This is a genomic window from Psychrobacter sp. FME13 (assembly GCF_014861395.1).
In the GTDB taxonomy this organism is placed as follows: domain Bacteria; phylum Pseudomonadota; class Gammaproteobacteria; order Pseudomonadales; family Moraxellaceae; genus Psychrobacter.
Window position 1 is genome coordinate 20,687 of the sequence record NZ_RRYV01000010.1, and the last position, 26,638, is coordinate 47,324.

At 42.9% G+C, this 26,638-nt stretch carries 17 protein-coding genes; 10 read left to right on the top strand and 7 right to left on the bottom strand.

Translation table 11 applies throughout. The features are described 5' to 3' along the window. The first annotated feature begins 96 nt into the window (after positions 1-96). The 6 genes from EI164_RS02690 to EI164_RS02715 all read left to right on the top strand — a co-directional run bounded on the left by EI164_RS02690 (position 97) and on the right by EI164_RS02715 (position 5,155). On the top strand, positions 97-402 hold the full coding sequence (locus tag EI164_RS02690) for a type II toxin-antitoxin system Phd/YefM family antitoxin (protein WP_192518461.1): 306 nt from the start codon (positions 97-99) through the stop codon (positions 400-402). 35 nt (positions 403-437) lie between these two features. After that, a complete protein-coding gene (locus EI164_RS02695) occupies positions 438-698 on the top strand; it encodes a Txe/YoeB family addiction module toxin (protein WP_037025847.1) in 261 nt (86 codons plus the stop codon). A 79-nt stretch (positions 699-777) separates the two neighbouring features. Next, on the top strand, positions 778-2,031 hold the full coding sequence (gene prpF, locus EI164_RS02700) for a 2-methylaconitate cis-trans isomerase PrpF (protein WP_192518462.1): 1,254 nt from the start codon (positions 778-780) through the stop codon (positions 2,029-2,031). A gap of 89 nt (positions 2,032-2,120) precedes the next feature. Beyond that, entirely contained in the window at positions 2,121-2,474 is a 354-nt protein-coding gene (locus EI164_RS02705) for an immunity 51 family protein (protein WP_192518463.1), read from the top strand. 30 nt (positions 2,475-2,504) lie between these two features. Beyond that, positions 2,505-4,352: an ABC transporter ATP-binding protein gene (locus EI164_RS02710; RefSeq protein WP_192518464.1), complete on the top strand. Its 1,848-nt coding sequence runs from the start codon at positions 2,505-2,507 to the stop codon at positions 4,350-4,352. A 182-nt stretch (positions 4,353-4,534) separates the two neighbouring features. Then, positions 4,535-5,155 (top strand): GNAT family N-acetyltransferase, encoded by a 621-nt coding sequence (locus tag EI164_RS02715; RefSeq protein ID WP_192518465.1) that lies wholly within the window; start codon positions 4,535-4,537, stop codon positions 5,153-5,155. Between the two features lie 37 nt (positions 5,156-5,192). Here EI164_RS02715 and EI164_RS02720 read toward each other — a convergent pair whose 3' ends face one another. Then, a complete protein-coding gene (locus tag EI164_RS02720; RefSeq protein ID WP_192518466.1) occupies positions 5,193-5,939 on the bottom strand; it encodes an SDR family oxidoreductase in 747 nt (248 codons plus the stop codon). A gap of 291 nt (positions 5,940-6,230) precedes the next feature. On the opposite strand from EI164_RS02720, the gene EI164_RS02725 reads away from it, so the two are divergent. Together EI164_RS02725 and EI164_RS02730 are read left to right on the top strand one after the other, a co-directional pair. Next, positions 6,231-7,619, top strand: coding sequence for a DUF2868 domain-containing protein (locus EI164_RS02725; RefSeq protein ID WP_192518467.1), 1,389 nt, complete (start codon positions 6,231-6,233; stop codon positions 7,617-7,619). Positions 7,620-7,701: 82 nt separating this feature from the next. After that, on the top strand, positions 7,702-9,414 hold the full coding sequence (locus tag EI164_RS02730; RefSeq protein ID WP_192518468.1) for a DUF3482 domain-containing protein: 1,713 nt from the start codon (positions 7,702-7,704) through the stop codon (positions 9,412-9,414). Between the two features lie 39 nt (positions 9,415-9,453). On the opposite strand, the gene EI164_RS02735 is transcribed toward EI164_RS02730, so the two are convergent. The 3 genes from EI164_RS02735 to EI164_RS02745 form a co-directional block, all read right to left on the bottom strand. After that, positions 9,454-10,470 (bottom strand): ArsA family ATPase, encoded by a 1,017-nt coding sequence (locus tag EI164_RS02735; protein WP_192518469.1) that lies wholly within the window; start codon positions 10,468-10,470, stop codon positions 9,454-9,456. A 52-nt stretch (positions 10,471-10,522) separates the two neighbouring features. After that, complete coding sequence (locus tag EI164_RS02740; protein WP_192518470.1) at positions 10,523-10,834, bottom strand: cory-CC-star protein; 312 nt, start codon at positions 10,832-10,834, stop codon at positions 10,523-10,525. 115 nt (positions 10,835-10,949) lie between these two features. Continuing rightward, positions 10,950-12,632 carry a carbon starvation protein A gene (locus tag EI164_RS02745; protein WP_192518471.1) on the bottom strand — a complete coding sequence of 561 codons (1,683 nt, stop codon included), beginning with the start codon at positions 12,630-12,632 and terminating at the stop codon, positions 10,950-10,952. A 327-nt stretch (positions 12,633-12,959) separates the two neighbouring features. Here EI164_RS02745 and EI164_RS02750 point away from each other — a divergent pair, with 327 nt between their 5' ends. Continuing rightward, positions 12,960-13,628: a hypothetical protein gene (locus tag EI164_RS02750; protein WP_192518472.1), complete on the top strand. Its 669-nt coding sequence runs from the start codon at positions 12,960-12,962 to the stop codon at positions 13,626-13,628. Between the two features lie 102 nt (positions 13,629-13,730). Further along, complete coding sequence (locus EI164_RS02755; protein ID WP_192518473.1) at positions 13,731-14,294, top strand: hypoxanthine-guanine phosphoribosyltransferase; 564 nt, start codon at positions 13,731-13,733, stop codon at positions 14,292-14,294. A gap of 367 nt (positions 14,295-14,661) precedes the next feature. Here EI164_RS02755 and recD read toward each other — a convergent pair whose 3' ends face one another. The 3 genes from recD to EI164_RS02770 all read right to left on the bottom strand — a co-directional run bounded on the left by recD (position 14,662) and on the right by EI164_RS02770 (position 26,215). Further along, positions 14,662-16,950, bottom strand: a complete 2,289-nt coding sequence (recD, locus tag EI164_RS02760; RefSeq protein ID WP_192518474.1) for an exodeoxyribonuclease V subunit alpha — start codon at positions 16,948-16,950, stop codon at positions 14,662-14,664. A gap of 67 nt (positions 16,951-17,017) precedes the next feature. Further along, positions 17,018-21,508 carry a UvrD-helicase domain-containing protein gene (locus tag EI164_RS02765; RefSeq protein WP_413038426.1) on the bottom strand — a complete coding sequence of 1,497 codons (4,491 nt, stop codon included), beginning with the start codon at positions 21,506-21,508 and terminating at the stop codon, positions 17,018-17,020. Positions 21,509-21,718: 210 nt separating this feature from the next. Then, positions 21,719-26,215 (bottom strand): exodeoxyribonuclease V subunit gamma, encoded by a 4,497-nt coding sequence (locus tag EI164_RS02770; RefSeq protein ID WP_192518476.1) that lies wholly within the window; start codon positions 26,213-26,215, stop codon positions 21,719-21,721. Positions 26,216-26,638: the final 423 nt, after the last annotated feature.

Below are 26,638 nucleotides of genomic sequence, written 5' to 3' on the forward strand. Positions count from 1 at the left end.
TTAGATAGTAGCTAAATATTGAGTTTACTTAATCAATGGCGTAATATGTACCATATATTGTACAAGTTATGCAAAATATCATGAAAGGAGTAAGCCATGAGAGTCGTTAGTTTTTCAGAAGCCAGAAAACACCTAAAATCCGTCCTAGATACGGTAAACGATGATGCCAACGCCACTATCGTAACCCGCCGTGACGCTGATGATGCGGTTGTGATGTCGCTTGATTATTACAATAGCCTGATGGAAACTGTCTATCTATTAAAGTCTCCTGCCAATGCAGCGCACTTAGCGGATTCTATTGCTCAATATAAAGCTGGCAAGACCGTTACGCGTGAGCTAATTGATACGGCAGAAGATAGTGATGACAATGAGCATGCGGATAACGACATTGAGAGTGCTTAAACTCAAAGGCTTGAATCAACGCAAAGGGTCTGACAATGAGTGAACAACTAGCATGGACAGATGCTGCGTGGAAAGACTACCTGTACTGGCAAACGCAAGATAAAAAAACACTCAAACGTATTAACAAACTTATCACCGAATGTAAGCGTAATCCGTTTGAAGGCATTGGCAAACCTGAACCCCTAAAAGAAAACCTATCTGGATTTTGGTCAAGACGCATCGATGATGCCAATCGGTTGGTATATGCCGTCGATGATAACTATCTGACGATTATCTCTTGTCGCTATCATTATTAATAAGCACTTTTAGTCATTCATGTTTACTTGCTGATGGCACCATCCTAATCTTACAACAATATAAAAAGGACTTAATACAGTGGCTCAAACCAATCCTAAATCCAAACCTTCTTTCGCTCCGCAAATATCAGTCCCCGCCACCTATATGCGCGGTGGTACCTCAAAAGGCACTTTCTTTAAACTGTCTGATTTACCTGAGCGTTGCCAAGTCGCTGGCGAGTCACGTGATAAGTTTTTGCTACGTGTGATTGGTAGCCCAGACCCTTATGGTAAGCAAATCGATGGCTTGGGTAATGGCAGCTCTAGCACCTCAAAAACGGTTATTTTATCTCCAGCAAATGATGACAGCCACGATGTCAATTATCTATTTGGACAAGTCAATATCGCCAAACCCATGATTGACTGGGCGGGTAACTGCGGCAACTTAACCGCAGCTGTTGGTGCTTGCGCCATTAACATGGGGCTAGTTGCTGCCGACAAGATTGCTAATAGCATCGATGACAATACTAAAAGCGGCATTTGTGAAGTACGCATTTGGCAAGAAAACATCGGCAAAACTATCATTGCCCATGTTCCCGTCTATCAAGACGCAGATAAAAAAGTCCAGGTTCAAGAAACAGGCGACTTTGAATTAGACGGCGTCACCTTTCCCGCCGCTGAAGTCAAAATTGAGTTTATCGATCCAGTCGATGCCACCAGCGACATGTTCCCTACTGGCAACTTGGTCGATGACTTCGATGTAACGGGTTGCGGTTTAAATACCGATAGCGTCAAAGCTACCTTTATTAGCGCTGGTATCCCGACCATCTTTATGAAAGCAGAAGATTTGGGGTTTATGGGTACTGAATTGCAAGGTGATATCAATAGCGACAGCGAGCTACTTGCTAAGCTTGAGACTATCCGCGCCAAAGGCGGTGTGGCGATGGGATTATTTAAAGATGTGAGCGAGGCACAGACCAGTCAACACATTCCTAAAATCGCTTGGGTGGGCGCAGCACAGAGCTATACCGCCTCTAGTGGTAAGTCGGTCGATGCTGGCGAAATTGATTTAGTGGTACGTGCCATGAGTATGGGGCAATTGCATCACGCCATGATGGGTACAGCAGCTGTCGCCATTGCTGCAGCAGCAACCACACAAGGAACCTTAGTAAATGAGGCCGCTGGTGGTCAGAAGTTCGATGAAGTACGTTTTGGTCACCCATCAGGTACTCTACTAGTAGGCGGCAAAACAGAACAAGTCGATGACCGCTGGCAAGCCAAAAAAGTCTCGATGAGCCGTTCAGCAAGGCGTATCATGGTTGGTGAGGTTTTTGTGCCAGCAGATGCTTTTTAGTACGCCTCATAAGTAAAAACTAACAAATTGATAACTCCTAAGTGTTAGTATTAAGATCTGTTTGATATTCAAATATTAGGTATAACACAATGAGTAGGCAAGATTTTGAGCAAGTCATCAGCCCTTTCTTCTGGGTCGAGCACGAAGATAGCGTTTCTGTATGTTTGAGCGATGTGGGTTCTTATAAAGCTGAAGTTTTTGCCACACGTGCCAACGAAGGGTTTGAAGGCAATGGTTATGATTGGGGAAGTTTAGCCACTGTATTCTTGCAAGAAAAATATCCAGAATGGCAAAATGTGATCAAATTCGATCCAGAAGGCAGTATGTTTGTGGCGTATTCATCAGATAAAAATGCCCTGAGTACTTTTACTGTGGCCTTTAAGCAAGCATGCGATGACCACAATTTGATAGTAGATTTATTTTCACGTGCTGAACTAGATTAACTAACGGTAATCGCTACGGTTATTTTCGATATGCCAACCCCACCGCGCCGCGTTCCACTTAATATCAAGCCGCCCACCAATAAAGCAGAACGGGGCGCTTTACTGTGGTCTATCCTCAAAAAGCTAGCCGTGTTTGCCGCGCCTTACAAAGCGTTAATTTTACTCACGTTGATATTAACGGTACTCGGCTCGTTTACCGCGCAGGTCAACGCTTTTGTATTGCGCTACACCGTAGACACCTTAACCGACATCGCTACCCTCACCGACCCTTGGGCGGCGGGTGGACGTATGCTAGGTATTATTAGTGCGGTGCTACTCATCAAAGAAGTATTGTCTATTTTTATCTCATTTGGGCAACGCTACTTTGGCGAAAGAATCCGCATCAATCTCTCAAGAGATTTATCTCAAAAGGTGGTTGAGCGTATTCTCACCTATCGCATGGCATTTTATACCAGTAGCAATAACGACAGCGGCAAACTACAAACCCGTATTGACTTAGGTGTCAGTAGCCTCACCAGCTTGGTACAGAACTTTTTTATTGACATGCTGCCGTTATTTGCCAGTGCCATTGTGTCACTCGTCATCATGTTTTCTACCAATTTTTGGGTAGGCATGGTTGGTCTTATCATTGTGCCCATTTATTTCTTTATCAGTCAAAAACAAGCCAACCGCCTGCAAGGATTTCGGCGGCAAATGCGTGGTTACCGCGAAACAAAAAGCGGGCTGGTTATCTCCTTAATTAACGCCATCAGCGTGGTCAAGTCTTTTGTACGCGAACCCATTGAAGCCCAAAAGCACTTGGCGATTCAAAAAGACATGACTGACAATCAGCTACGTATTCGTAGCATTGCTTTTATTTATGATGGCGTCAAAACCTTTATCGAACAGATTGGCGTGGTGATGATTATCTTACTCACGGCCTATTTTGTGCTAAAAGGCGAGATGACCATTGGTATGATTTTGTTTCATGTCATGCTGTTTCAAAATGTCGCCGCGCCCATTCGTCAGTTGCATCGCATTTACGATCAGATCAACAATGCACTAACCTATGCCGAAGGATTTTTTGATATTTTAGAAGACGACAAGCAAGTCGAGACGATTGGTGGCTTACCAAGTCAGCAGTTGCAAGGCCACATTGAGCTAAAAAACGTCGATTTTACTTATCCTAATGGTACCAAAGCCTTAAACGATGTCAGCTTTACCATTAAACCCAATCGTATTACCGCGCTAGTGGGTTTAAGCGGTGCTGGCAAGAGCACCATCATCAATCTGTTGGTTAAATTTTATGAGCCAGAAGCCGGTAGTATTTGCTTAGATGGTCATGATTTAGACGACTATGATACGCAAGCTTTACGACAGAAAATTGGCCTTGTGCTACAAAGCAACCATATTTTTTCGGGTACGATTGGTGAAAACATTCGTTATGGAGACATGAGTGCAACGGACGAAGATATCATTGCCGCTGCTAAAAAAGCGTCAATACATCAGCAAGTCATTGCCCTACCAAGTGGCTATGACAGCGAAGCCAAATCGCTGTCTGGTGGTCAGCAGCAGCGCATTGCACTGGCTAGGATGTTTTTGAAGGATCCGCCTATCGTATTTTTGGATGAACCAACCGCCAGTCTTGATGCCATTGCCAGTCAGCAAGTCAAAAAAAGCTTGGATTTGATCAAAAAAGATAGAACCGTAATTATTGTGTCGCACAATATTGCGCAGATTATTGATGCTGATGATTTGGTAGTGATAGAAAATGGCCAAGTAGTCGAGACAGGCACGCATGAGGAACTGTATAAACAACGTGGCAAGTACTTTGAGATTTTTAGCGCCATGTCTGACAGCTTGAATTTGGATAAGATCAGTCAAACGCTACATGGTTAGCAATGGTTAATACGTGCTTAAATCGTTATAATGATCCTTACTTAAAAAATTCTAGGGTCTATTGAACAGTCAAATAGCGATTAGCCGTACTAATGTTTGAATGTTTAATAGACCCTAATCGTTACTATAGTTAAAAGTCGCTATAGCCAAATCCAAATCAATCCGCTAAAAGCTGCTTCATTATGACCTGTAATTTTTCTGTTAAAACGTTCGATGAACTTACCTCGGTTGATCTTTATCATATTTTAAAAGCGCGCTCGCAAGTGTTTGTGGTCGAACAAAACTGCGCTTATCAAGATATGGATGAGCTGGATTTTGACTGTCTGCATCTGATCGCCCATCAAAATGAGACCCTGATCGCATATTGCCGAATCATTCCGCCTGAATTTAATAAGTTAAAATCTAACCTGTCGGTAGCCGACGCCGCACCGAGTGATACCTCTATGTCTGCGATTGGTCGCGTGCTGGTATTAGCAGAGCATCGAGGTGGCGGCTTAGCACGGGATATGATGAACCATGCTATTGCACATTGTCGTAAAAAATATGGCAAAAAACGCCCTATCATTATCTCTGCACAAGCCTACTTGCTAGATTTTTATCAGTCTTTAGGGTTTGTACCCGAAGGCGAACACTACCTCGAAGACAATATTGAGCATGTAAAAATGGTGCTACATGTGGTCAAAAAAGTGAAAGTAAAAAAAGAAAGCACAAGCTCTACTTCTACCACGAGTAAGATTCTCAGCTTTTTACTATTAATCATGTCAGCGTTATTCGTTTTAGGTTTACTGTACTTGATGACCTAAAGCAACGACTCGCTCATTTCTCACCGCTATACCGCTATCACCAAGAAATAGACTCTCCAGCCCAATCTACAAAACTGCCTGATTGTGCTGCCGTCATACCACTCAGTACTTCTAACAAGCATTCAGCACTATAGGCTGGCGAGAATAAATGTCCGTCAGCCACATTGCCTTGAAACGGCGCTGATAGTTGCGTGTTAACCGTTCCTGGCTGCATGACTACCACGCATACGTCCTTGAACGACCTACCCCATTCGATGCTTAGGTTTTTCATTCCCATATTGAGTGCAGCTTTACTCATCCGGTAGCTATACCAACCGCCCAATTGATTGTCACTGATACTACCCACTCGCGCTGATATCGTCGCAAAAACAGCGGGTACCTTGTTGCTGCGCTTAGCTTTTACCAGCAATGATTTCATATGCTTAGCAATCAGCAAACTGGCTAGAGCGTTTACTTGCATATTCTGTAAAAAGAAATCCGTCTCCATCTGGCGCAGGGCTTTCTCCGGTTGCTGCGTTTCAGTATGCAATAATCCCGCACAGTTAATGACCCAGTCGATATGATCCGTGTGCTGTTTGATGATGTCAGCCGCTTGTTCGATACTGCTCTCATCACAGACATCCATCGATATCCAGTGTAGATTGGCTGCTTCAAAATCAGGTAGGTTCTTATTATGAGTAGCAAAGACAAACGTGTCATGTGCTGTGTTGGCGGTTAGCTGCTCTATCATCGCCTTACCAATGCCACCTGTACCACCAATGATTAGATAGGTTTTATTATTCATGATGATTTTCCTGCTCTTATTATTTGAGTTTTTATTAGTTTTATAGTACTGAACATAGCTTATTTTGGCGTACGCTTAGGGTTTTTACCGTAATGAAAATGTTTAAAAGATGGGCACTTATGAATCATTCCTATTCGTTTATTGGCAAAATCATCAGCTTATGCCTAGTCTAGTGTAATCTTAGCGATTAATAGCCCTGATGTTTGAATGTTCAATAGACCCTATATATAGGCTACAATAACCAATTATTGCTATTTTACCTTAACGCTTTTATACGGATGTTATCGCATTATGCTATCACCCCAAGACCAATTAACTGAGTTGGTACGCACGCTTGAGACACAGCAGCATGTATTTGCCACTGACCCGCTACTCATCACGGAAAAGCTGCAAAATGAAGATGGCAAACCGATACAAAAGCTGCATCGCCGCGCTTCACGTATTGACAGTAATGGTGCACTGACACGAGTATTGGGTAAGATTGATGGCCGTATCAAAGGCATCATGGTCGTAATGAGTGTGGTGTGGTGCATCTCAGGATTTTTGGGCTTATTTACGCTACTACAGGCCAATGTGGTGAATTTCTTTTATGTGTTGGTTTGCTTATTAGGGTTTCATACTATTATGCTCTTAGGCTGGCTTGCCATGACTTTGGTTAATCAAGGTAAGCAATCATCCAATTGGTTCGCCAGTTTTGTCAGTCCCAGTTATCTGATACGTGGTAAGGATGATGTGACCAAGGCGGCTGTGAATTTGTACGAACGTCAATTACATCATAGCGGTATGCGCTGGTATCTTGGCAGGTTCAGCCATCAATTGTGGCTTGCGACATTGACAGGTATGTTATTGGCAATTGTGTTTTTGTTGATTGTGCGTCAGTACAGCTTTAGTTGGGAGTCGACACTATTATCTGATCAGGCGCTTATTACTTTGACTCAGATATTAGGCTGGCTACCTAGCATGGTGGGATTTGGGGTGCCGGACAGTGCGGCTATCGCACAGAGTCGATTGGTGACAGATGCTATGCCGCTATCTGTTGCGCGGCAATGGGCCGGACTACTAATCGGTAGCTTGCTGATGTATGGCATCGTACCACGAGCGCTTGCTTGGGGGGGGTGCGCCTTAATGTTTCGCCGAAAAAAAATGCGTTTAGATCTTAAACTGCCTTATTATCAGAAGATTTTGAGTTTTTGGCAACGCCAAGTGGTTGACGCCGATGACTTTAATGAGGCACCTACTCCTATCGCACCGAAAGCCACCGTGAGCGCTGGCAAGAAACTGGTTGCACTGCTTGAATACCCAACCGAGCAAGATAGCTGGTGGCAATCAGGTTTTGATAACACACTTGAGGGCGATGTGGAGAATTTTGGCATATTAGATGATCGTGATGATATGGCACGGTTAAAAACGTATCTAGACAATCATCCAGTACAAGTGTTACTCGGTATTCATAATAGAGCATTGCCTGACCGTGGCACATTACGCAAACTTGATCAGATTGCCAGTCATGCAAAAGAGGGACTGATTGTAAAACTACTGAACGACACGGGTCTGACTGTTGATGCTTCAGATTTGCATACGTCAGAATCACAGCAAGTAGAAAACCAAGGCCTTCGCTATCAGCAGTGGCAGACTGCGTTATCTGCACGAGAAATTGGTTTGGTCGATACAGATGCGTAGAGCAATTCACCTATCATCTACCTACCACCTACTAGTGCGGCTTAACGCTTAAGCATATCGATAATTAATATAAGATTTTATTATGAATAATGACAATAACACTCATGAAAGCAATAAAAACAATGATAAACCGGTTGGTCTTTTTGCAGATAAAGCGTATAAGGTGACACCTGATTCAAATGACTCAACACCTCACTCAAAAACTGCACCACTATCTGTATCTGATACACAATCACAGTCACATATAGCAGAGCAACCGACATTAGATAAGGAACAGCAAGCCGCTAAAAAAACCATCGCTAGTGGTGAGCCACTCAAACTAGCCGTTGTCGGTCACACCAATACAGGTAAGACCTCTATCCTGCGCACCTTATTACGCGACGTGTATTTTGGTGAAGTAAAAAACGAGGCCGCCACCACACGACATGTCGAACAGGCTCAGTTAACAGATAGCCAAACTGGCGAAGTACTAGTCGCACTATATGATACGCCTGGTCTAGAAGATGCCTCAGGGTTGATGGATTGGTTAGAGGATAATACCGCCAGTCGCCGTGATGGGATTGAGCGTTTGCAGCAGTTTTTGGCTGCGGATATTGCTCAAGGGACAAATGGTGGTGCTTCAGACAGCCATTTAGATAACCCTTTAGAGAATCATGCAGATAGCTATCATGCACAAAGCTATGACTATAGCCAAGAAGCCAAAGTGATTCGTCAGCTACTAGCAAGTGATATGGCTATCTATGTCGTCGATGCGCGCGAGCCAGTGCTGGGCAAATATAAAGACGAGCTGGCTATCTTGTCTTGGGCAGCCATTCCTGTCATGCCTGTCTTTAATTTCACCGACAGTCAGAATGCCAATATCGATGAATGGCAGACGATGCTGGCAAGACGAAATTTGCATATATCGACGCGTTTTGATTCAGTTGCTTTTGAATTCGAAGATGAGATGCGCCTATGGCAAAACTTAGCCACCATGCTCACCCATTCTGAGATGCTTGAGCAATTGATGCAACGTCGGACCGAAAACTGGGCACGGCTGAGTGACGAGGCAAATATCGTTATTGCTGACTTTTTGATCAATGTCGCAGCTTTTGTGCGTGAGATTAATGACAGCGACGATCCCATGCCAGTACTGACACAAATGCAGGAAGCCGTTCGACAGAGCGAACGTACCATGCAGCATAACTTGCTCAACTTATATAAGTTCTATGACAATGCTGTCGCTGCAACCCCACTGGAGCTACAAGCCTATCAACAAGACCCATTTGACCCTGAACTTCTCAAAAGCTATGGTATTCGTACGACTTCGGGCGCGGCCGCTGGTGCACTGTTGGGCTTAGGTGTTGATGCAGCCGCATTGGGTATGACGCTAGGCTTGGGTACAGCAATTGGTGGTATTGCCGGAGGGTTGTTGTCTAATACCAGTAGTATTGCTGATAGGATTACAGGGGTGAAGCGCTTATATATCGACCCTGCTACGTTGACACTACTGGCTACTCGAGCGATTGATTTACTGACCGCGTTGCGTCATCGTGGTCATGCAGCGACAGATGCGACCCAATTGATATATAACGGCGCAAAACATGATGATGAATCAAGCGAGAATGAAGACGATAATCTAGTGACGCCATGGCCAACCAACAAACTACCAAGCGAGTTAAAAAAAGCCCGTGGTAAGCCGCAATGGTCGTCACTTAGTAGTGGCAAGTCTGAGCAAGCGCAGCTATTACGAGCAGATATGGCGTGGTCGCTCTCGGCCAAATTACAGTCGTACAATCATGACTCGCCAAATTAAGCATAATTGATAATAAGTACATACGTTATTATTCAAAACCTAGAGTACTGGTTTCAGTAAAGCACTCAATGCATCAGTACCACGTACATCTGTCTGCTGTAGATAGATTGGATATAGCGGATACTTAGTAAAGCTTGTCTCTATATCTTGCATAATTTGCTGTTGTCTATCGGCACGCAGCTGCCAAAAGTTATCAGACTGAGTAGGTGTTATCAGCTGATTGATGACGATCGCTGCTGGCGTGAGTTTGCTGTATTCTAACTGCTTGATCGCACGTCTGGTCTCAGCCAATGGCAATACATCTGCAGTCATAACCAACACAATAGCTGTTTGAGCACGGTCGTGAAGTAATGCTCCTGCTTGACGAAACAGCTGTTTGCGTTTTTCTAATACAGATACGGCTTGTTCCCAGCGGTCTGATTTTTTTGCTGCAAACGGATTTGCCACATCGTTCTTATCGTTTTTTTGATTGTGACTGTCTAAATGGTTTGCCACCGAGCGTAACTTAGACTGTCGTCGCTGCTGTGCAAGCAGTCCATCTGTCCACGCACCCATCATCTCTGGTAGTACCAATAACCGTAGAGTATGCCCTGTTGGTGCCGTATCAAAAATAATATGATCATAATCTGCATCTGCGGCGCTGACTAAGTGCTGACACATAGATTCAAGCATCGCAGCTTCCTGGGCACCTGGAGCTGATTTTGATAGCTGCAAATGCTCTCGAATCTTGGGCATCATATCTGGATTGGCATAGGCTGTAATAGTGCGCTCAACCTGTGCAAAATGCGCATCAACGATGATGTCTGGATTTAGCTCGATGGCATCTAAATAAGGTGACATCACTGTTTTTTCGTTGCTTAGGCGAACATTCAAAACATCGCCCAAACTATGTGCTGGATCAGTCGAGACAATTAAGGTCTTTTGCTGCTGGCTAGCATAGTAGCTAGCCAGTGCGGCGGCAGTCGTGGTCTTCCCTACGCCGCCTTTTCCACCGATAAATATAATCGGTTGTGTCTCTAACTGCTCTACCAATCCATGTAAAGGGTGTAACGCCATAGCTTTATCTCATTTTTCAATTAATTCTTATTTCTTTGTGCCCAATAAGTTATTAGCAGCAACCAACGTGGTCAAAGGGACATCTATCCATACCCATTCTAGTATGCCATTCGTGAAAATTTTCTAAAAATAGCGGCTGTAGCTCTAGTGTATAAAAGCTGGCAGGGTTATCGATACCTAAGCTTTCAGCAAACATGAGCAACATAAAAAAATCTTCTTCATCACGTGCCGCACGTGCCATCGTCTGGCGGTATGGCGCATGATAAAACTCATTTAGCCCATGCTTAAATCGCTGCCACCATGGTTGGTTGCTCTCTAACGGTTGAATGCTTTCTATCCCATTTGATATATTGTCATTTTCCATAATATGCTCGTATTTTACTTAGCTCTTATTATCTATAATGCCTATTTGAAACAAAAAACGCCAGCAATGGCTGCTAGCGTTTTTTATTGAACAGACATTTAATATGATTTAATGTTTAAACGTCACCGCCTTCACCTTTATGTAACGACCATTCTTTACGTAGTACAGACAAACTCTCAAAAGTCACTAAAATAGTAGCGACTAAGATAATAATATCCATAATAATAAGTAGCCAATTTCCATCGGTAAAGAAGGTTTTGAGCTGAATCAGTAGTGCAAATACGGTCATCACTAATAGGAACGACAACGGCGCTAATGTAAACCAGACAGGCTTGCCTTTACGTAACAAGATAACCGTTACAATCATTAAGGTTAACGCAGCCATTAGCTGATTGGTCGTACCAAATAGTGGCCAAATAATCATACCACCAGCACCATCGATACCACCAGCACCAAATGCTAGTAATAAACAGCTGCCCACTGCTAGTAATGTTGCGACGATACCTTTACTTAATGCAGGTAATTTGTAAATCTCACCAAATTCTTGGAAGATATAACGTTGTAAACGTACACCAGTATCCATCGTAGTACCAGCAAACAACGCTGCCATGACTGTCAGCATGGTCTGTGATAGCACCATATCAATACCTACGCCAGCACTCAGAATCGTTGCACCGCCATCGATAAAGGCGCCGATAGAGCCATCACCAAACTTTTGATAGACCGCTTGCCAATCACCAAGGGTAGCAAAGCCAGCAGTAGCCGCAAGGATTGCCCCAAGTGCTAGCATACCTTCGCCAAGTGCACCGAAATAACCAACGAAACGAACGTCTTCTTCTTTGTCAATCTGTTTAGAGGTCGTTCCTGTTGCCACCAAACCATGGAAACCAGATATGGCACCACAAGCAATCGTCACAAACAACAATGGTAGTAGTGAAGGTGTATCCATTGGTAATGAGGTATTGATCGCTGGTGCTACAATATCAGGAGTACCAATAAAGATAGCAGCATACAATAGAATTAAACCAACAAATAACTGTAAACCATTAATATAATCGCGAGGTTGCAGCAGCATCCATACTGGTAATAATGACGCTATCGCGGCATAGCTAAACAAGATAAGAATCCATACGGCGTTATCAGGTAACCCAAAAATAGTTTCAGGTAGCGCAATAGGAAATATAGTACCAAGATAGATAAGGCTGTATAAAGCAGTTACCCCAATAATTGATACCCAGACCAAATTCATTTTGTAGCGATAAATACACTGACCAATGATAAAGGCAACCACTAAGGCTCCCCAAACTGGCAATACAGCAGATGGTGTTTTAATCATCATATTAGCAATAGCCACGCCAAATACAGCATTGACCATTAGTAGTAATAAGAAGATGACAACCATCATCAAACTGCGGACACGGGTGCCCATGACAGTACCTGCAATAGAGCCAATCGACTGACCTCTGTTGCGCATACTTGCCCAAATAGCTGACATATCGTGTACACCAGCCATAAAAATAGTACCGAACACCACCCAAAGGACGGCAGGTACCCAACCCCAGATAACCGCAATGGCAGGACCAATAATTGGTGCAGCTCCTGCTACTGAAGTGAAATGGTGTCCCCATAATACATATTTATTAGTAGGGACATAATCTATACCGTCTTTCATGGTATGAGCTGGCGTAGGACGACTGCTGTCCAATGCTAAAATTTTTGTGGCAATAAATTTTGAATAAAATACGTAACCGCAGAGCATAGCGGCAACGCCAAATAGTAGTACAATAGCACTATTCATCTTATCTCTCCTTAGACAAGTAGAAAATCACCTTATGAGTTCAAGCTTTTTAAATCAAAATATATAAAATATAATAGATTAGGGTGCAGCGAGTAAATCGGCCGACCCATTAGCAGGCAGATAATAGCGATATTTTAATGTGATTGCTACCTACAAAACCTATATTTTACAATTAGAGAAAGTTACTCATTTATATACAACCTATTAAACCTTGGATTAGGGGCTGTTATAGATTTTTTCAAAGATAGTTATTCTTCAATAGAATGACGTGCTTAATGAAAGCGATACCGTCGATCAGGAATCGACAACACAAATAAAGGAAGCATAATGGCGCATTATTTTGGATTCATACCTTCAGATAAATTAAAAGCAGCCATTGCTGAGGCTGAACAAGTGATTGCATCAAATGAGACAGTCGCTTATTACCCTTACCGTGATGCACTTACCCATCAGACCGCACGAGATTTGATTGATAGTTTATTGGTCGGGTTGGTTGAAATTACGCCAAACCCTGAACGCAAAGCTTCTATGCAAAAAATAGTTGCTACTGTTGAAAAAACAGCAGATACACTACTTAATGTGTTGCTTGGTAAAGAAAATAACGAAGAAGTGCTTCCTAGTTTTCATTTTTTGAGAGAGCGAGCCACATTTATTGATAATGAAGGCGTTATGCGGGTAGGCTTTAAACTGTCCGAAACAGATGCCGAAACCATCACTAAAGGTTTTTCTGCTATCACTCCTGAGCATGTAGACATGCCTTTGTTTCGAGCAGCACTTGAAACAATGAATGACCAAACCCTGACGCACTTTATCAGCAACTACGCTGAAACCTTGAAGCTAGGTATCATTAAACGCAAATCAGTACCAGTCGCCAAGGCTGCGATTGACAAAGGTATGAGGATTGCACTTCATAAGCTACTACCAGATCTGCCTGACAGCTCATTAAATCGTTTGGCGAACTACTACCGCCCTTTCATCGTAGAAAAGCCAGAATGAGCATTAAAATTTAATTAATTTTGTCTCAACAGTCACATGCTATTGGGAAATTTTTTTTAAATTTGCTAAAATAAGCGGCACTTTTTACCGAAGGCGCATCCGATGACCCAAATCAGTAACCAAGAAATAGAAAAAACATTACGTAACTCAGATTGCCTTATAAGTAGTATCGAAGTTGCTGCTGCTTACGAACGTCTTGCCGCACAACTTAATCTACATTATGCTGGTTTAAACCCTATCGTCATGGTTGTGATGAATGGCGGACTCATTCCAGCAGGTCAATTACTGACGCATTTGACTTTCTATCATCGCATGCATTACATCCATGCGACACGTTATCGTGATAACGAAGGTACAAACGAGCTAGACTGGAAGTTTAAGCCAGATGTTGATATCACGGGTGAGCATGTATTGCTGATTGATGATATTTTTGATGAAGGCATTACCCTAAAAACAGTCGTTGAAGAATTAGGAAAAGAAAAACCATTATCGCTTGAATGTTGTGTTTTGCTGAATAAAGAACATGATCGTAAAGTTAAAGGTTTTGATGTTGATTTTGTCGGTATCAATGTCGCAGACCGTTATGTCTATGGTTGTGGCATGGACTTCCATGGTTACTTACGCCACTTGCCAGGTATTTATGCTATCAAAGAAGATAAAGTTTAAGTCCCATACTTAATGACTTATACTTATTGACTTAAGAGCATTTAGGTCCTAAAAAAGCATCCAAATTGGATGCTTTTTTATTACTTGAGAGTTATGCCTTGTTGATTTTATTACTCATACAGTATTTATATTCGTATAAACTATTTCATCGATTTTTTAGCATGGTATAAAATTAAGACAATTGTAATCCTATTTTTCAGACAGTTATAGTCAGTCCTAAATAAAAGAGGTACAACTACGCGATATGGGTTACGTTTTTCTTGCTTGCTGTGCCTGCTCAGACAGAGGCGGCGCAAAATGTAACCCGTATCGCTGTATTTATTTTATAGTGAATCAACTATACCTATCATGTATATCAAAATACAATTTAGTCAAGTTTAGCAAACTGTAATGCTAATCCAGTATGGCGTTCAGTGGGTGTTTGTACCGCTTTTTCTAACGCATGCTTGGTGCTATATATTGTCACCTGTCTTTTCGCTCGTGTGACTGCTGTATAAATTAGCTCTTTGCTTAACAACCTTGTATGACTATTATCAAACGTGATCGCTACATGGTCAAATTCTGACCCTTGCGATTTATGAATGGTCATTGCATATGCAGTCGCAACCAGTTCTTCATTTAGCAAATTGACAGCGATGCCCTGTGTTCTATTTTCAAAAAACACTTCTAATTTGTTCATATTATCTTGAGTTTGCAAACAAAAACCAATATCACCATTAAACAACCCAAGCTCATAATTGTTTTGTAACACCATAACTGGCCTACCATGGAACCATATGTTTTGCCCTAAAGGTAGTTTTAACTCAGCTAAATGCCATTGAGTTAGGTAATTATTGATATAGTGATCACCCCACTCTCCGTTGTGGCCAGCACTTAAAATTCTAAATTGATTAAAAGTGTTCATTAATGATGCAATTGTATTTTTTACTTTTTCTGGTACAGATTTTTCTATTGGTATTTCTAGAAGATTTTTAATTTTACTTATATATTTTTGGTAATTCAGAGCTATTTTTTTAATAATTTTTTCATTGCTTAGGCTATTTTTTGTTGTATTATCTGATAATGCTTGCTGAGTATTAACGTATTGAAACCTTAACGCATCATCATTTTTTAACAACTGCCAAATGACTTTAGTGTCTACAGTTGACTGGTTTATTTGATACGCAAGCTTACCAATGCCAGAGTCGGCACTAAAACGGCGGCTTTCAGTCAGCTGTGCATGAATAGATTGCAATAACGGAATATGGCATAGATCAGCCAATACTGCGCCTGCATCTACTGCTGCTAACTGGTTTGCGTCACCTAATAATATCAGTCTAGCACCTGGTTTCACCGCACTCACAAGGTAGTTTGCTAGCTCTACCCCTAACATAGAGGCTTCATCTACAATAATAATATCTTCGCCAAGCGGGTTGTTGGCATGATAACGAGGACTACCCGTACGCCCAATACCAAGCAAGCGATGAATGGTTTTTGCTTCTTGTAGCTGTAATGTTACATTTGCCGCATCCAAAGCTGCCTGTAAAGACTCTTGCATACGTTGAGCGGCCTTTCCAGTTGGGGCAGCTAACGCTAAGCTTGCGCTGTCTGTACTAAACTTAATAGGCTCATGCTCACCTACCCCGCTGTCTGCTGCTTGTTGCAAGGCTATGACTAACTGCGCCACTGTATAGGTTTTACCTGTACCTGGGCCACCAGTAATAATACTAAAGGCATGGTGATTGGCTACATTAATAGCCATCACTTGCTGAGGATTAAGGTTATCTGGCATGGTGATGGCTAATGGGGTTATCGGTTGATTCAAAATAGTATGAATGTGTTTCGCTAAATTAAACTCTGCTTGCCATGCGCGGTGTAGCCAAAAGATTATTGATTTAGCTGCGTTATTTTGTTCGTGGATAATCTGATAAATAATAGGTTGATTATTTTTGCTTAGGCTATTTTGACTGTTATCATTTATATTGTTAGTACTTATCTCTGTATTAACGGTGGCAAACAGCGAATGTGCTTTAATTAAGCCAATAAAAGTAGCCAAATCTGTATTTTTTAAACGTTGATAAAGCGCGGCTATCATATCAAAGCGCTTGGCTAGTATCTCCTTTTCGTGATTGGTGAGTGCTAGTTGCGTCCATAACTGGGCGCGTTTGGCAAATAAAGTGTCTAGCAAATCAAACAGGGATGGCTCTTCTATCAACGCTGCCACTATCTGTTCGTCTGTGGCTGTCGTTGTGGCTTGCGTATCTACTGCGTTCATATTTAGGTGAGTCACCGTTTGGGTATCAATCAATGCTAAAACAGGCATGGCCAGCATCTCTAACAGCTGCTGCTGCCACGCATATAACGTGACCAACTCACCACTCACCCGCCCTTGTTGTGGCTGTTCATGCTCAGCTACGCTAACCGTTAATACGGTGTGCCCTTCTTCTAAGTGGGCGGCTAGCATGACAAACAAAGCAGCAAATAAGGCGCTGTCGTTGGTTGAATCGACTGGTTTTGCGTTGCTATCAGTATTGATAGCAGTATTGCCATAAAAGTTGGCCGTGCTATATGCCGCATGCGTTTGCTGACGGCGTAGCAATATATAATCGCTAATATTACTGGCCCAGCTTTCTTGTGAGCCGATGGCAGCGTTGCTTTTATGGTTATTATTATTCATGTGCGTTTGTCTCTGTTTTATGGCTTAATGCGACTTATTTGATATCCAATTCATGCGATCAAGCTGACTAATCTGGCAAGCCAAACAGCGCATCTAACCCTTTAATAAAATCTATTGGAATGTCCCACGTCACTAGACCATAACGGTTATGGCTGCCCTCACCTATCAAGCTGCTGTCAGTGTTAGTCTTATTGGTAGTAGTGTTCATATCGTCACTTACGTTATCCCTGTTTGCGTTTGCATCATACACACCCCGTAAAAACACATATTCTACAGCTCCAAGGTATTTATGTTCATTGCCTACATAGTCGCTTATTCTTATGGCAAGAAACCGATGCAATGCCACTTGATAAATCGCGGCTTGTAGCCAATACCCCGCTTTTGACATTGTTTGTTTAAGATTTTTTTCACTATAATTGCTTAGGCTATTTCCTAAAAAGTTACTTTTATAATCAACCACGTAATACTTGCCCGCATACTCATATACCAAATCAATCTCACCGCGTAAATAGCGATACAGATGGTTTTTGTTTTGTGCGATCAGGCTAATGTGTTTGTCTTTATCATCAGGTAAATACTGCTCAAAGAGCTTGTTAATATCTTGCGCTCTAAAAGTTTCTGACAACCCCATATTAAACTCTAGCTCAGCAAACCGCCGTGTGGCATCAATAGTATATAAAGGCTGATTTGATGCCAATAGCGGCGCATGTAACACCTCTTCAATCCAGCCAATTAATGCCTCGTGCTTACTTGCATCAATAGAATCTGTGTTTATAGGCCGGCCACCTGCCTTATTTTTGGCTTGTAATATGCGGCTTTGCTGATCAAAACTACTATAAGCCAGTGGCAACTGATAGCTGCTGATAGCCCTATCAATCACCTGAGACCACTGTGATTTTTGATTAAAATCAATTTTTTCAAATATCTCGTGCAAAAACGTACCGGCATTGGCCCCTTTTACAAAGGTAAAACGAATATCCTCTGCGGTTTTAACGCTCATCTCACCGGCTGATAAGATTGGTAACGCTGAGGGGTCTGTTATATCAATGTCGATAGCGTCATCAATACGCTCATCTATCACTGCCATGGCTTGCATAGAGTCGTCAAGCTGACGAGCTAAAGCGGTAAAACTGGTTTTGGCCCAACCATAAAAGTAATTGATTTTCATAATGTCCGAAAACGCAGCGTACTCAATCATCTCGGTTGTGGGTTGATTGGCAGTTAAGGCAGCAGTGGTATGCGCGGTATTAGTATTGCCTGTTAAGCCGACCGCACTCGCATCATGATTGGGGTTTTTATGATAAAACGCATCCACATTATGCGCGCGTATCATGCCAATAGTGCCTTTGAGTCTATCGGGTAATTCAAACTTTGGTTCTGGTGAGTTAAACCAATAAAACACCGGTTTACGCTTCATATCTTTTATGTTGTTAGGGTCTCGCAATACTATATATAACTGCTCACTGGCACGTGTAAAGGCCACGTAGCCAAGGCGACGTAACTCATCAAATCCTTCTTTTGTCTCTATCTCGGTGTAGTAGTCCTCTGTAGTCGCAGAGCCTTGCACAGGTGAGAAACGGCGTTGATTACCCGTTGATTGATTTTCTATCGATTGCTGAGCTAACGCTGAGGGCGCTTGTTGCGCGTTATATAGGTACAAGCCATACTTCTCATTATTGCCCGATTTTCTACTGGCATCGCCCATCCCTAATACATAGACAATCGGAAACTCAAGCCCTTTTGATTTGTGAATGGTCATCAGCTGTACGCCAGACTCTGTCGGCAAGGGATATTGTTTGGCCCAGTCACTATTGGGTGCGGCGTCTATATGTTGCCTAAACCACGCCAACAGTTCATGCTCGCCCATTCCCATGCCGTATTGTGCCAACACATCCATAATGTGGCGCAAATCCATGATATGGCGGTCGCCTTCTGGATGCGCCGCTAGTGCTTGCCATACACCTTGTGGCTGTACAGGGCTTTCATCTAACAGATAATGTAATGCTGACAAAACACCAAAGTGTTGCCAGCGCTGTGCGGCTTCTTTGAGATAGGTAATAAAATCTTGATAGCTTTTTTCACTATTAGCCGCCTTGATATTCACTGCTTTTTTATTAACGACACTAGGGGCATTATGTGGTGCCACACCCGATTCATGGGTGCGCATCATGGCTTTGATGTCTTTAATGCTTAGGCCATACAGATGACTGGTCAGCACCCGATTAATCATATCGTGACGATACGGGTACAGCATGGCACTTAACAGCGCCGCGACATCCTCTGCCATGATGGTTTCAAAAATACTGACATCGCTGGTGGTCAAGGTTGGCACATTAAGCTTGACTAATTCATCTTCAACCCGTTTTAAGTCTTTTTTGGTACGTGCCAGCACACCAATATCGCTAGGCTGAATCGGTTTGCCTTTTAAGGTTTGTCCAGTATTGAGTACAGTCGCAATATGACGTGCTATGACCTCAAATTCATCATACTCAAGCGTTTTGTCTTTATCGTATGGCAAATGCAATACGCTCACCGGCTGGGCAGAGAGCACGTCGGTCACTAAGGGGCTACTGAGCAAGTTTGGCGTATGATACCAAGACAGCTGGTTGTCTGGCTTGGCCGCTTTGATATATTGGTAATAAATACCCGTACCAAGTTGCGACAGATGGTTATTGGCCGTTGCTGCCGTTGGCATTCCAAACCAGCAATTAAGCGCCTCAATCAAGCTTTCGTTTGAACGACGGTTGATATCTAGCGTCCAAAGGCTGCTGTTATCAAACTGGGCTTTCATGTAGTTATAGTTCGCTACGTCACCACCACGAAACCCATAGATTGCTTGCTTTGGGTCACCAACCAATAATAAAAACTCATGGCTGGGTTTTTTAGTCGCTGAGCTTGTATTATTATCAGCAACTTTGGACTTTTTCTTCGGCAGATAGATGCTTTCAATCATCATGGCCTGCTCACCATTAATATCTTGTGATTCGTCAATTAACGCCACTGGGTAATGGTGACGGATATAACGTGCCAGCTTTTCGCCTTGCTTGCCTGTTAACGCTTGGTTTAAGCGCACCATCTGTAAGCTAAAAGTCGTCTCGCCGCGCTCTTCTAAAATTACTGGCAATCGGTTGCGTACTGCGAGTACGATGTGGCGATTAAGATTGGCCAGCACTAATAAAATATGCTGATTGAGCCCATCAACCATATCTAACAGCGTCATTAACTTACTAATGGTTTCTAACGCAAACAGAGCCTGATGCTCTTTCTCTTTATTTTTATTAAAGTTCTTAATTTTTCCATCTTCGTTTGGGTATCTGGCATCTTGTAAAGACGTAATAATCTTTTTCTCACGATCGTTTAAATAACCAGTAAATGCCAGTTGATGTTCGGCTATTTTTTGATGCACATCAACAATGGCATCAAACTGTTTCAATAAATTAGAGTTTCCGTTAAATCCTTGAGACTTTCTATAATCAAGATTTAAATATGGCTGGATATCCGCTAGATCCAACTGAGAAAAATCATTGATTAGCTTTTCATAGCCATCAAAATCAAAGCCTTGATCTAATTTTACCTCATCAATCGGTGCAGAGATAAAGTTAAGCGAGCGCGTCACATATTTTTTATGATCGCTAACCGCCGTTAGCTTGCCTTGCTGATCTAGCAACGCATACAGTTTTGGCTGCTCGTGATATAGCCTACTTTGAAATTGACGCAACTCATCATGCACGATACTGTCAGTCACCTGCTCAATGCTGCTGTCTTCAATAATATCCATGCCTTGCTGATGACCAGTTTCGCTACTGTATTCCATCAACCACTTTTGAGCCAAGCTATCGAGCGTGCCCACAAACAGTTTATCTAGCGTGGTTAACACCAGTGCGGTACGACGAATAGCATCCGACATTGGATAGCTGTATACATGATCTAGCAAATACCCAACCAAATGCAGATTAATAGGATCTTGCATGATGCCATCTAAGCGCACATATTTGGCTTGCTCGATCAACCACGCTTCACGCGCTGTTTTTGCCTGCTTGCGTTTTTCTGCCGCTATTTGTTTTACTTGTTCGTACTCATAAGCCAAGTCTTGATTAAGCTCGCTCGTATCTGCATCCGTATCTATTTGAATTGCCGCATCAATGTCAGAATCCGTATTGATATTGGTATCAACCGTCTCATCTTTGCTATTGGTGCCATGTTTGTCTTTTTCCGCCTTACCAGTATCAGGCATCACCTGTAATATATCAGGGTATAAGGCCTCTTTATTATCAAGGTCGGCGCTCAAACTATTGACCCATTGTATGATCTGATAAAACTCTACCAAACGATCGTGGATACGCTGACGCATCTCGGCAGCAGCAGCGCGGGTAAAAGTTGTGGCAATGATTTGCTCAGGCGCGCGCTTTGCTTCAATCAGCAAACGCAGCACAATACCCGTAAGCGTCCATGTTTTACCCGTACCAGCTGACGCCTCAATCAAATGCCGTCCCATCAAATCAACATCAACCGCTGGTACAACAGCTTTAGACTCAGTCTCAGTTTCACTCTCAGCCATAGCGACACTCACATCTATATTTTCAGAAGGATGAACAGACGCACCAAACAAATCATCTGATTCACTTGGGCGCTGTAAATGTGTGTGTTCATCTGATAAATACGGCAATTTAGCAGCATCTATACTGTTGGAGTCGGTAAAGTCTGTCATATGGTCATATACTTTCAATTATTATCTATTAAATCAACAGGCTAAAAAACGGTCTGCTAGCTAGCCGTCCAAACTCTCTAATGCGGCAAACATTGGCGCGTATAGTGGTTTTGCCAAGCTAGTCAATGCAGTAGATAAGGCCTTAAAGGCATCTTGATCACGTAATACATACTGCCAAATAGCATGCTGCGAGCAAGTATCATATACCGACTCTACGTGAAATCCAGGTCGCAGCCAATCTGAAAAGTCAGCTCGTTTTGGCCAATAGATAACACCTTCTTCCATTTTTGAGCACTTACCAAGATAGCTAAGCGCATATCCGGGTAATAACGTAATGGGTACTTGACCCGATAAATTAGAAAAAATAGCCCACTTTATCATCTCAACAATCGCGTCTTCATACACAATTGGATTTAGTTTAAATGCAATTACTTTGTCATATTCTTTGATCTGTGAGCTGGGCTTATTAAAGCGCCAGATACTCACGCCATCATTTAATGCCACTTGATCAGCAGTGGTGCGGCGAGCTATTTGCCAATACAAATGCGACAGCCAAAACTTGAGTAAATGTTTGGAGCTGGCTGAGTTGGGTAATATATTTAACCACTGCTTAGGGGACTGCTCGGCATATGCCTTGCCTGCTAACATTTCTGCCGATGCCGATACAGGCACTAAGCCTTTTATCTTAACCAATGTCGGTAACCGCTTGAGCAGTGACGCGCTGTCGGCATTAATGTCAGTATGGTTTAGTACAGCCGCCAGCTCTATCTGTACAGGATGCTCAGTGGTTGGCGTTAGTAACTGCAAACCATTTGTATGATCTGCTACATCAGCAGAGCCATTAGCAACCAGTTGTTCTTTAAACTCCATGCATTGCTGTTGCAGTTTTTGTTGTTGATTGGGAATCGTAGTTTGACGCGCCACACCTGCCGGTATAATACTTTGGTACATTAATAATTGGCTGTTTTTATCGGCACTGTTATTAACACTGCTATCAACGCTATTGTCAGCCGTATTTTTATCATCAGTGTTATTAGTAGTAGCATGAGAAGCCAAGCTGTTAATCAAATACTCTTTGATGTGGTAGGTGGTCAAGTTGTTTAAAAACAAAGGCTCTTGAGGCGCCATCGCTTCTTCGCCTTGTACCACATGAACCTTTTGATTACGTAAAAAAGCTTTGGCAGGATGGCGCACTTGGTAAACCAATACACCCTCTACATCTATTTCATGAATATCAAACAATGATTGGGTAAGCGCTGTGGTCGCCTCGCCTGTCTTACTGCTATCGCGTGAATCACTTGCGCCATCTAGCGCCAGTAGCTCAGCCAATACATCTAAGGTCTGCGCATCTGCCTGACCAAGCACACCTAACTCTGTACCTAACACCTGAGCAATTGCCTCGTACTGTGTTTTAGTGGGCAGGCCAACCAGTGGCGCATGCTCGCTAGATACTCGGGACGTTAGTGTGTCAAACACAGCCTGCCAAAGCGGCGCAGGTGGAAACTGCTTTTTTTGTGCCAGTTTGGTTTTGCGCATGGCCTTACTCAAAATAGCATCCAGCTCATCAACGCGCTCAGCCAAGTGATTATCTGACGTATGGTTTTCGGCTTGTTCATCAGCAGTATTATCAGCTGCCATAGCCGTGTTGATATCCATTTCGATATCGGTTTCAAACAAACTTTTGTGAAATGGCAAAGCAGGATGCTCTGTCACTAACCACTGCTTAATCAATTTTGGCAAATAACGCTTTAGTGTGTCGGTAGCTGAGTCAATATTGTTGGGTAAATCTAACGTTTCAAGCGAGTTGACTTGCCACTGTACCTCTCCTTGCAAGAACTGTAACAACTCACTGACTGGGTTGGCAGGCAGGTGCTCATGCGTGTCTGTTAAACTTTGACCGTTATAAAATATCCAGCACGCACTCCGCGCGCACAGCAGCGCATCTAAAAACGCGCCATTATCATCATCCTCACTCACCCTATCACCACGACGAGCGATGGCGGCTTTCATCAAATCGTAGCGGTTATCGCGGTCTTGTGCAGGAAACTCCGACAAATTCATGTTAAGCATCACCACCAAGTTAAAAGGCACGTTTCTAAGTGCGCCAAATCGGCCAAAAGTAATCACACCTGTGGGTTCGGCACTGACCTGCTGACTCTCAAGCTCCACCTCGATACTATCTAACATAAAGCTGAGCTTAAGCGGTAGCTGCTCTACTCCTGCCAGCCGTTGCTCAATCTCTGTGCTGCTACTATCGCCACTTGAGTATTGCTTATAATGGCGGTTGGCGCGTAAGCTAGATTTAAAGCCGTTCATGGCGTTATAGATAGCGCGCATGGTACGGGTTTGATCAACATCTCCAAAGTAGCGATGAATGACTTGGCTCTCAATTTGGTCGAGCCAGTCTTCTGCTTTCATTTTTTGCATATAATCGCTACGGCGGGCCGCTAAACCTGCATAAATACGGCAAAGAGCCTCCACAATCATGGCATCGTTTAAGCTCACTTGAGACAGCGGTATGCTACGCTCTGGTAAGGCGGTGCTTGGCCACTCATCTTGACTTATAGGATACAAGCAATCGCTCAAACTGGCCTCTGGCATCACCAAGCCCAAAGTCAGTTTATCTAACGCTTGTGCAAAGCTAAAACGGTAGTCATAGTCATTGCCATCTAGTGTTTGTTTAAGGTGACCCTCATCAAAACCGCGAATAAATCCAGCCTCTACCAATAAATCACAACCGCGGCTCATTTGTTCATGGGTCAAGCCAAAGCTTTCAAACAAAGGCGGCAGCATCAGCCAGTCCAACACCTCAGCGGCTTCAAAGCGGGCGCTGTGGCTACCCAATAATTTATAAAAACCAATAATGGCATCCCATAACTGACGAATATCGGCATCCACCACACCCGTGACTTTAGCTGGCAGAGTCAAGCCGTCTTGCCCTTTACCACTGACAAAAATTGAGCTGATCAGCGCATGGTGACGCTCTACATCAGGTAGTAGTACAACAATGTCAGATATATGGCGTTTTTTTTCGTTAGCTGGAACTGGCTCATTAAGCCAGCGTCCAATCATAATGCGCAGTACTTCGAGCTGACGCTGTAAACTGTGACACGAATGAATACTTAGGCTATTGTCTTGCGAAGACATCGCCCAAAAACGCTCTTTCTCAAAACGTTTGTTTTCAAGTGCGGCATCTTCATACCATGGTGTTGCTTGCAGATCGTTCTCATCCTCAAGCCCTATTTGTTGGCTCACTACCTGAGAAACTTTTGCCGCCGCAGTTTGCTGAGTAGCCGTTTCATCAAGCATCAACACATCGTTTTGCAAGCGCCTTAATAAACTTGGGCTATTTTGCATACCGTTAAGCGCATCACTGCTATTGGTAGCATCAGTCAGCTTATGGTTGATACCCATAGATAACGTATCATTAAAATTATCTTGCCACTCTACAAGTACGTTTTGATCAGACGTATCTTGGTATTGCTCATTACCTGACAAATTGGCAAGCATGGCAAACGTATCACGTGACTGTTTACCCAAACGCGACAGCAAGCTATGGCCATAATCCCGTAAAAACACACTTTCTGGGTTGATGATTTGTTGGCGCTGTAACCACGATTTATCGACAATATCAGCCCAAAATAACTTTGATGGGTTGTAGTGCAGCAGGGTAATATCCATGTATTCTGATAACTGCTGCAAAAAATCCAGCTCAGTTTGTGGTAATTGCTGAATGGTAAAAATACGCAGTACTTTAGGCAACTGAGCACGCTCATCTGCCTTGTTGCCTTTTAGCGCTGACCAAAAAGTTTTTTCGAGCGCCACACGGTGTAAGTGCACATCGGCAAAAAGCTGTAACCATAAAAACCGCTGCGCTGCTTCTAGCTCAGCATAATGCGCCACCAACCAATCAGGCGTGGCGCGAGCATACTTATCAAAGCGCAGTGATAACGCGTCTTTATTGGCTAGCATTTCCTCAATATTGAGCGGCTTGTTATCTGACCAATGTGCCAACCAATCTTCACGGTGGGTTAAGTAACGGTTAAACACCCGCGCCAAATCACTTGCCAACTGCCAAATACGCGCATCCTGTTGCGCCTTATCTTGTGATCCATTGACTTGCTGACTGTTTTGTTTTGGCGCATCAATTAAAGATGACAATAGTGGGTAAACAGCGTGTTTTTCATCTTTTATAATAGCGTCTTGATAATAGGTCAAATATCCAAATAACCGCCACTGCATGACTGTCGGGGACAACACCGCAACGTCAGGTACATTTAGGGTTTTAGCAGAGTGGTCTGCTTGTAATAAATACGTATTATGGCGGCTCAGCACATCTTGCATGAGCGTCCACTGATACTGACCCCAAAACTTAGTACGTACCAAGGTGCTGATTCCAGCACGGCTGGCAATGGTTTTATCCAACCAATCGCCCAACACCATTGAGGGTACAATGACAATAAAAGGCGCAAAAACCGACTGGTTTTTTGACTGATATTGTACAAGCAACTCATCGACAAGGTTTTCGGTACGGTGTGATTGAATAATGGTAAACATAGACAATAATCTGATTGGGATGAGAAAGAGGCAAAACGATCATTTGAATACCTTGATATCCAAATGACAATGTATGTTAAATTTTAAAAAATAGGTGTTTTGTAATCAAACACTTAACACTTCAAAGTTTATCAATAACAACTTAAACAAATTCAGTCTGATCACTGTGATTCATTTTGGCATGATAATTGCTCTAACTATATTAAGGCGATATTTAAATAGCTTGCGTATACAAACTGACAATTTAGTGTGCCACTGATGACCATTTTTTGCCAGTTAAGATATTTACGTTACTATAATTCACGACATTTAATGTCGCGCTTATATCGTTTATTTTTATATAAGAAAAACATTATAACTTATACAACTAGGACTTACGCAACAATCAGTCTAGGCGAGCGTAACTGCTCGCAGAGATAGTCA